Consider the following 8,885-nt stretch of genomic DNA (forward strand, 5'->3'; position numbering starts at 1 on the left):
CGCCGTGTCCGTCACGGCGCGCGGCGTCGTCGTGTCGGAGACGCGCGCACCGGCGGGACGTGCGTCCGCGGGCGTCATCGCGTCGGTCGATTGGATGGCGACGTCGAGGCCGTTGCCGCATGCCAGCAGACCGTTGCGCGAGAACGCGGGATAGGTGACGGCGGTGATCGTCTCGCATGCGGCGCCCAGGTCGAGCCCATGGTCGAGGTCGATGAGGCGCACGCCGTCCTGACTGGTGCTCACCGCGGCCGTGCGGCCGTCGGCGGAGACGGCGAGGCCGAGCGGCGAGTCGCGCGTGACGACGCCGACGGGTTCGAGACCGTCCGGGTAGTCTCCGTTTCCGCCGCGCTTCGCGACGAGCATCCTTCCCGCGTCGATGACGACGATCGTGCCGTCCATGCCGATCACGCCGTAGACGAATTCGCCGGAATCCTCCGGCAGGGCGAGGTCGACGGGTTTCGCGTCCACGCTCTCACCGACGACGTGCAGCGTGTCGCCGTCGCGCACCAGCGCGCGCAGCCCCCGGTCCGTGCATGTCACGGCGAGCACCTCGCCTGTCGCCGCGGAGGCGTGCAGGCCGCCGCCCTTGCTCCAGACGGCCACATGGTCGCCCTCCTCGACCATGACGCGCGTCGCGTCCTTATTCGCGGCGACGCGTGAGAGGACCGGCGTCTTCGCGTCGATGACGCGCGTCGACCCGCGTTCCAGATCGACGAGCACGAGGCCCTTGTCGCCGGTGACCGCGGCCGTCCGGCCGTCCGCGGCGAGCGCGAATTCGAACCGTCCCCGCGCCACGCGCCACGCCGCCGACGGCTTCGCGGTGGCGACGTCCCAGACGCGCAGCACGCCGCCGGACGATTCGGCCGCGAACCGCGAACCGTCGTCGGAGAACACGCCGGAGCCGGTGTAGTCGCCCTGCACCGAATTCTCGACGCCGACGTCCAGCAGCGTCCAGTCGCGTGCGAGACCGTCGCGGATCGTCGCCGCGGCGGCCGATTCGTCCACGCCGCCCGCCTCGGCCGCCTGGATCGTGCGGAACGTGGAGAATTCGGGGGCGACGTCCGATTGGAAGCGGGAGACGGATTGCACGGCGGCGACGAACCGCCGGTTCGCCCACCTGGTGAACAGGATCGTGCCGGCGACGAACGCGACGACGAGCGCGACCGCGACGCCGACGCGGATGTTCGACCAGAAACGCCTGCGCCGCACGCGTGCCGCATAGGCGACCGATCCGGCCGCATAGGCGCGCATCGTCTCGTCGGGCCGGGCGAACGGGTCGGCCGCCATGCGTGCGACGAGCCGCGCGGACTCCTCGGCCGCGCGCCGGTCCTGGATGAGGAAGTCGTCGCCCCCGCCGTTGCGCGCCCACCGTTCCGCGCTCGCGCGCAACGCGTTGAACGCGTCGTAGGAGGCGATGTTGAGACGGAACAGGTCGTCCCATCGCGCCATGCGCGCGGGGCCGGAGACCGACGAGAAGTCGGCGCAATTGTACTGGTCGACGTCGGGTCCCGCCCATTCGGGACGCATCCCGTCGACGCGCACCGGCGCCACCGTGCGGGCGGCGCGCGCGATCGCGTTGATGTAGTCGACGAACGCCTCGCTGCGCACCGCGGGGGCGCTCAGGATGATGACGACCAGATCGAACCGGGCGGCATCGGCGGCGGCGACCGTGGGCGCGCCCACGTTCAAGGTGACGCGTCTGCCTTGCGCAGTGGCCGCCGCGGCCGCCTCGCGCGCCGCCACGGCATCGCCGCCATGCGCCACGATCATCACGGCCGGCTGTGCCGTGGGCTGTGGTATGGGCTGTGGTATGGGCATCGCCGCCTCCTCTCCCCTCCCCACCATGATACGGCCGCCCCGTTCCGCCGCCCCGTCTCTCCGCGCGATTTTGTTGCGCTGAATAGCCGTTTTGCGCACCAGAATCGCGCGTAACGGGGAGGGATGAGAGGATGACGCCGATATGATGGCACTGGGACGGTCCGATACGGGAGGGACGATATGGCGCAGCGGTTGGCATTGTTCATCGGCGTGGGGGAATACGCGGGCGCGGCATACCGGGACCGGCAGCCGCGGTGCTGCTGCGTCGACGCGCACGCGTTCGCCCGGCTGATCCGCGAGAACAGTCCGCGCACGCCCCAACCGAACTTCCGGCTGCTCGGCGGCGAGGTGTACGCGACGCCCGACCCGTTCGACGCGACGGATCCGGAGATGACGGCGGACGCGCTGACCGGACGCGTGCGCGACCTGTTCCGCATGGTGCGCCGCGGCGACGCGCTCCTCTACTTCACCGGCCATGCGATCCCCGTCGACGACGGCGCCGACCTGCTGCTGCTCACCCCGGACGACGATCCGACCGGCGACTCGACCGACAGCACAACCGCCGCCCGCCGCGGCATCCGTGTGAGCGACATCCGCGAAGCCGCGTTCGCCTCGCAGGCGAGCAGCATGACCATCATCCTCGACTGCTGCCATGCGGGCGTCGCCGCCGCGATGGAATGGCCGCGCAACACGACGATCCTCGCCAGCACCGACGAGCACACGGCCTCGCAGTCCCCGTTCGGCACGCATCTCATGTATACGAGCGCGCTGATGGCCGCGTTGCAGGGCGCGGCCGCGGACGTGCAGGGCGTCATCACCCCGTTGTCGCTGCACTCCACCGTGTGCGCGCTGCTCGACCTGGGCGAGGACGGCCAGCAGCCGGTGCTGCGCACGTGGAGCGACGCGACGACCGTGCTGCGCCAGGTGGAGGCGAGCCGGCAGATCACCGAGGAGGAGCTGGCGCGCATCGCCCCGGATGCCGCGCATGGTCTCATGACCCCCTCCCGCCGTCGCGCCACGACGCGCATGTTCGACGGCGAAACGCTGGAGCCGTTCACGGGATTCGCGACGAAGGAGGCGTCGTTCGCCGTGCATCCGGAACACGAATCGCCGACCGCGCGCGACGGGGTGATGCGCGTCGGCGACGAGACGTGGGAACGGTTGGACGGATTGCAGCGCGACATGGAACTGTTCAAGCATCTGCGCAACGCGAAGCTGCTGGAGGCGTTCATCCGCGAGCCGGACGGCGCGACGCACGAGGCGGACCTGTTCTGGGCGTGCATGGCCGAATGGGATGCGGACCGCCGCGAGCCGACCGGACGTCAGGGGTTCGTGCGTCTGACCGATCTGGGCCGCCTCTACTGGGACATCCAGCACAAGCGGTGACGCCCCTCGGTCCGGTCAACGCAGGGTGCAGCTGACCGGGAGCCCCTCGGCGGGTGCCTTGACGCCGCCGCGACGCCATGTGCCGCGACGTATGTCGACGTCCAACGCCAGTTCGTTTCCATTGGCGAAGCGCAACGCGAGCCGGTGCGCGCCGTCCGCGTCCGGCATGTCGACGCGCAACGCGAGCGTGCCCGCGTCGTCGCGGCGCACGAGCACGCGGGCGCGTTGGGAGACGAACGTCGCATCCCAACGTCCGCCTACAGCCAATCGGCTTCCGGCGGTATCGGCCGTTTCACCGCTTCCGGCGTCGCCGAGCAGCACCGGCGCGAACCGGTCGGAGTGCGCGGAGGCCGCATCCATAGCGCCCATCGTCACGCCGCCGTCCCATGCGTCGAGTTCGCGCGCCAACTCGTCGAACATCGCGTCGGGAACGCCGTAGCCGACGGCGAGCGCGACCGTGAGGTCGGCGTCGCCGTCCGGTGTGGATTCGCGACATTCGCGTTCCACGCGGCTCTCGTACGGGTACGGGAGGTGCCCGGCGAGCGCGAGATACCGTCCGAGGTACCGGTTCGCGTAGGCGAGCGCCGCATCGTCGGCGAGCATCTGCACGGCGAGCGTCGGCGGGAATCCTCCGGTGATTCCCGCGATCACGTCGCGGGGCGTGAACGGCCGCGCCACACCGTCCCTCCACGGCGAGACGCCGCCCGCCGGTCCGCCTGCGGCCGTGCCGCGCGGAGTCACGTCGTCGATCATGCCGTCGCTCCTTTCCGTCGTATCGTATCGGCGTGGAACACGCACGCACCATCGGATGCGGGATCGATGCGCGCGCCGACGCAGTCCGGCGGCGCGACGCGGATCGTCGTCCACCGCCGGTCGGCGGCGCGCAGCCGCGCGAACGCGGCGAGCGCGACGCCGCGCACCACGTGTTCGGCGGCGTCGATGTCGCGGGCGATGCCGCGCCATGCGTCCGCGTCGCCACCAACGCCGTCACCGCCACCGCCATCGCCGCCGCGCACGGTGCCGAGCGCGCGGCGCAGGTTCGCGATCTTGAATTCGCGTTCCGCTTCGGCGAGCCGTTCCGGGTCGGACAGCATGATCGCCATGAGTCTCACACCGACGTGCCGGCCGTGCGGCCCCGGCACGGTGAGGCGCAGACGTTTCGCCTTGGCGACGCGGATCAGCGTCCACAATGATTTGCGGCAGGCCTCGCCGCCGCGCTCGTCGCACAGGTCGATGAGGCGCACGAACGCTTCGACGGACGTGTCGGATCCGAGCATCATGCCGAGTCCGGTGACGGCGGCGAGATATTGGACGGCGTCGGCGGCGCCGCGTGCGCTGTCCGCGTAGTCGCGGATGGACCGGTCGACGGCCCTGCCTCCGCTTTTGCTCAGGTGACCGCGGTCGCGGTACAGGTCGGCGAGCCGGCCGCCGCTGCCCCAGCCGCGTTCGCCTTCGTAGCGTTCGAGCGCCCCGGCGAGCCGCCACGCGTTCACGTCCTGATAGGCGGCGACGGGGTTCGTGGACCGGTAGGCGAGCGTGTGCCCGTGCCCGTCGGCGGCGAGCGCGTGGACGGTCTCGCCGCCGAGCCACCGGCTGACCGCCTTGTCGGCCATGTCGTGGAACCGCCACCATGATTCCGGCATGGGGGACGCGTCGCCGCCGGTCTCCCCCAGGTCGTATCCGGCGGTCATCGCCTCGCGCATCTGCGCGGTCATCGACGTGCGCACCGAGTCGAGGCGGTCCTCCATACCGGGGAACATCCACACGGCGCGGCGGCGGGAATCGTGTGTGCGTCCGTCGGCGCCGCGCGTCCCGCCGCCGGAGACGAGCGCCACGTAGTCGCGGTACTCGTCGGGCGCGAGCGTGCGCCGCACTCCCCCGTAGCCGGCGTATCCGAGGATCGCGTTGCGCAGTCCGACGTACACGTATTCGCCGGGCGCGTCGTCCGGATCCGCGGCCGCGCCGTCGTCACGCGCATCCTGCGCGACGCCGCCGTCGAGGTTCACGACGCGTCCCACGCACGCGTAGGCGAGCAGCATGCGCGTCGCCTCGTACGCGTCGCGCGGCGGTTCGGCGTCGCCGCGCACGAGCGCGTTGCACGCCGCGGCGAGCGTCCGGTCCTCGAACGCGGGCGTGTCGGCGATGGCGCGCACGGCGAGCCGGATGCCGGCGATGTCGTTCTCGCCGGGCATCATGTCGCACCATCGCGCATAGCCGCGCGACACGCGCCGATGCGTGACGACCATGCGGCCCATCAGCGTGTTCCACGCGGAACCGTCCAGACCATGATGCGAGTGGTGTGCATGGCGTGCCCCGGGGGCGCCGGTGCCGTGCGACCCGTCCCATGCCGCGGTGGCGTCGTCGGCGATGGGAGTAGACGACGCGTCGAACCGTCGCGCGTCGCGGTCGGGCGTGTCCACGCCCCGCCATCGCGCGTCGTAGGCGCGTCGGTCCTCCTGCCGGACGGCGTCCAGCACGGCGTGCCAGACGCACCAGGACGCCACGTCGCGGCGTGTGCGCGGCGTGTGGCGGCGGGCGCCGGCCACGCACCGGATCCAATGCGATTCCGCACGTTCCAGCGCGGCGGCGGGGTCCATGCCGTCGCCGCGGCCCGCATCGCGCGATGCTACGACTTCCGGGGCGGCGTCCCGCAATCCCCACGAGGCGAGACGCGTCCGGACCGTCCGCTCCCATGCGTCGGGAGCCGTATCCGGGCCGGCACCACCGTCGACCGGCCGCCGCGACCAGTCGCGCAGCCGTTCGCGGGCCATGCGTTCCGCCGTGCGCGAGGCGAGCAGGTCGAGGAAGTCCTCGGAGTCGATGTCGCCCTCGTACCCGTAGGCGTCGCGCAGGGCGTCGACGAATCCGCGCCGGTCGATGTGCGGGTCGAGCGCGGCGACGAAGTCGACGAACCGGTCGAATTCGAGCTGCAGCATCATCGCCGCGGCCATGGCCGTCTCCTCGTCGGGCTCGTAGACGCCGTCGGCGAGGTTGCGTTCGCCGATCGGGAACGTGTGCTCCTGGTCGACGATGAGGCACAGGTTGAGGAAGTCGACGCCGTGCGTGCGGCGACGACCGGCGGCGTTCCCGTCGGTGCCGGTGCCGGGGATTCCTGCGTCCGCGGCGCCCTGCGCGCGCAGGTAGGCGGCCATGCGCCGCGACATGCCGGCCATGTAGCGTTCGAGGAACGGGCCGACGATGTCCGGGTCGACCGGTTCCAGCCATTCGCCCGGATACCAGTCGTCGGACAGGCGCCGCGTGCGGTCGTCGGCGGACGGGCGTTTCCACGGCGACATTCGTGGACGGGACGATGCGGTGCGTATGCGTGTCATCGGCGCCGCACCTCCGTCGGCCGCACGACATGTGCGGGAACGCCGCGCTCGCGCGCGTCGGGGATGCGCTGATGCCCGGTGACCGCGATGATCATGTCGTTCCTCCCGTCCGGCGACCGCCACGTCGCCTCCGACGGCATCATTCTACGATTCCCCTATGTCGTGCGATGACGCGAATCGGAGGCGAGACCGGACGGCGCCGGCGAGGACGGCACCGGCGTGCGGCCGGTCAGGAGAGGCGGCGGCGCGAGGCGAGCGCGGCGGGGACGCCGAGCGCGAGCAGCGCGACCGCGGCCACGATGACCGGCATGACCGGCGAACCGGTGTTCGACAGGTGCTTCGGCTGCGCGCCGGCCTTGCCTCCGGCCTGCGGCTTCGCGGTCGGGCCGGGCTTGCCCGGGTTCTGCGTGCCCGGCTGGCCGGTGCCGCCCGGCTGGCCGGTGCCGCCGGGCGTCTGGCCCGGGTTCGGGTTCACGGCTTCGATCCAGCCCTGACGCAGCGAGTGGCCGCCGGTCACGCCGTCGTCGGCCCAGAACACCGGCTTGTAGGTCTTGCCGGTCTCTCCCCCGGCGACGGTCCGCGCGTACGAGTCGGGCGTGATCGCGAATCCTTCCGCGTTCTGTCCGGAGATCTCCTTGGGCGTGTCGATGAGCCTGGTGAGCGCGAGCGCGCCCGTGCCGTCGAACGTGTAGACGCCGATCTTCGCGCCGGTGCCGTTGTCGTTGTCGCCTTCGGCGAGCAGCTGGCCGTGTTCGGCGTCCCAGACGAGGTCGCGCGGGCCGTCGTAGCCGGCGTTCGTCGCGGCCGCGGGCAGCGGGATCGACGCCACCGGGTAGGCGGCGTCCTGTCCGCCGACGGTGGCGAGCGCGAACGCGTAGATCGTGTTCGTCTTCTCCAGGGCGGCGAAGAACAGGCCGCCGTAGTCGTTGGCGGTGCCGTCAGGATCGTAGGCGTGCGTGTTCTGCGGGTCGAGGTTCGCTTGGAAGCCCTTCGCGACGAGGGTCGCGTCGGGGATGAACGCGACGCCTTCGACGCCGAGGTTGGCGTCGTCCTTGCCGAGGGTCACGCCGAACTGGGCGAGCGCGGCGGTGAGGTTCCACTCGTGGGTGGCGGTGAGGTCCTGCGCGCCGTCGTCGTTGGTGTCCGCGGCGGCGGCGTTCACGTCGTAGGAGAGGATGGACGGACGCGGCGTGTTCTTGTTCTCGTTGTCGCGTTCGGCGCCGATGAACACGCCCTTCGCGCTGTCGGGCCGGCCGTCGGCGCCGGGGATCAGCGTGATGCCTTCGGAGTCAACGCCGCCGGTGCCGTCCTTGAAGTGCAGCTGCTTGCCGCCCTTGGTTTTCCCGTCCTTCGTGAACGTCCATCCGTCGGACGGGTCCTGCTGCCATGTGCCGTCCACGTCGATGAACCTGTTGATGGAGCCGGGGCCCTTGTCGGTCGTGTCGCCGAGCGTCGGGTTGAGGTCGTTGTCGGCGGCCCACAGCGTGTCCGGCTTGCCGTCGCGGCCCTGCTCGAAGACGAGTCCGGACAGGTTGCCGTCCGTATGGTCGCCGGACTGACCCTTCGCGCCGAATTCGCCCTCGGCGTCGACGGCGGTCACGTCGGGCAGTCCCGGCCATGCGTCGACGCCCATCGTGTCGCCGGTCGCCGGCGGCTTGGTCGGATCGGGGAATTGGTTGGCGGCGCCGGGCGTCGGCTTGTCGCTGACCTTGAACGTGCCGTCGTCGGCGCGCGCGTAGGACTGCTTGGCGGTCATCTTGTCGGCGAGCTTCCAGGTGACGGCGTCCACCTGCGCGGCGGCGTCGTACGCGTCGCCGACGTGCGAGGTGAGGTAGACGGAGTCGGCGTCGGAGCCGAGCCCCGGTTCGCCGTTGTAGTCGATGGCGGCCACGAGGTATCCGCCCGGCCGGATTGTCGTGTCCGTGACGATCTCCTTGTCCGTGCCGATCGTGTAGTGCTTCTTCTGCTTCTCGTCGTAGATGCCCCAGCCCTTGACGTCGACGGGCGCGTCGCCGGTGTTCTTCAACTCCACCCAGTCGTCGCGTTCGGTGACCGGGTCGCCGAGCTCCTTCGTGTTGCCGGCGAACACCTCGTTGATGACCACCGTCGGCTTGTCGACCGCCGTCGGCGCCGTCACGGTCGTCGCGTCGTCCGTGGTCGGCTCGATGCCTTCCGTCGCGAGCGCGGCCGGCGCGCCGATCGCGAGTCCGCCGCCGAACGTGGCGACGGCGAGCGCCGCGGCGAACAGCCGCCGTGCGGCGCCGCGCCCCGCTTCCCCATCATGCTGCGTTTCCATGTGATCCCCTTCGCTGGTATGGAACGATACGGTTCCCACGCTATGGGGGCCGA

At 71.3% G+C, this 8,885-nt stretch carries 5 protein-coding genes; 1 reads left to right on the forward strand and 4 read right to left on the reverse strand.

Going from position 1 to position 8,885, the window contains the following annotated elements; genetic code table 11:
- Positions 1 to 1,818, reverse strand: a 1,818-nt coding sequence (locus Uis4E_RS11000) for a WD40 repeat domain-containing protein (protein WP_133125466.1), incomplete at its 3' end; no start/stop codon positions are given.
- A gap of 180 nt (positions 1,819 to 1,998) precedes the next feature.
- Between Uis4E_RS11000 and Uis4E_RS11005 the strand changes: the two genes are divergently transcribed.
- A complete protein-coding gene (locus Uis4E_RS11005) occupies positions 1,999 to 3,204 on the forward strand; it encodes a caspase family protein (RefSeq protein ID WP_101623202.1) in 1,206 nt (401 codons plus the stop codon).
- A 15-nt stretch (positions 3,205 to 3,219) separates the two neighbouring features.
- On the opposite strand, the gene Uis4E_RS11010 is transcribed toward Uis4E_RS11005, so the two are convergent.
- From Uis4E_RS11010 to Uis4E_RS11020, 3 genes are all read right to left on the reverse strand, one after another.
- Complete coding sequence (locus Uis4E_RS11010; RefSeq protein WP_101623203.1) at positions 3,220 to 3,957, reverse strand: hypothetical protein; 738 nt, start codon at positions 3,955 to 3,957, stop codon at positions 3,220 to 3,222.
- Positions 3,954 to 6,536, reverse strand: coding sequence for a hypothetical protein (locus Uis4E_RS11015; RefSeq protein ID WP_165784972.1), 2,583 nt, complete (start codon positions 6,534 to 6,536; stop codon positions 3,954 to 3,956). The genes Uis4E_RS11010 and Uis4E_RS11015 overlap by 4 nt, the downstream gene beginning before the upstream one ends.
- 229 nt (positions 6,537 to 6,765) lie before the next feature.
- Positions 6,766 to 8,832, reverse strand: a complete 2,067-nt coding sequence (locus tag Uis4E_RS11020; protein ID WP_207764584.1) for a lamin tail domain-containing protein — start codon at positions 8,830 to 8,832, stop codon at positions 6,766 to 6,768.
- Positions 8,833 to 8,885 lie beyond the last annotated feature (53 nt).

The organism is Bifidobacterium parmae (assembly GCF_002860365.1).
GTDB lineage: Bacteria > Actinomycetota > Actinomycetes > Actinomycetales > Bifidobacteriaceae > Bifidobacterium > Bifidobacterium parmae.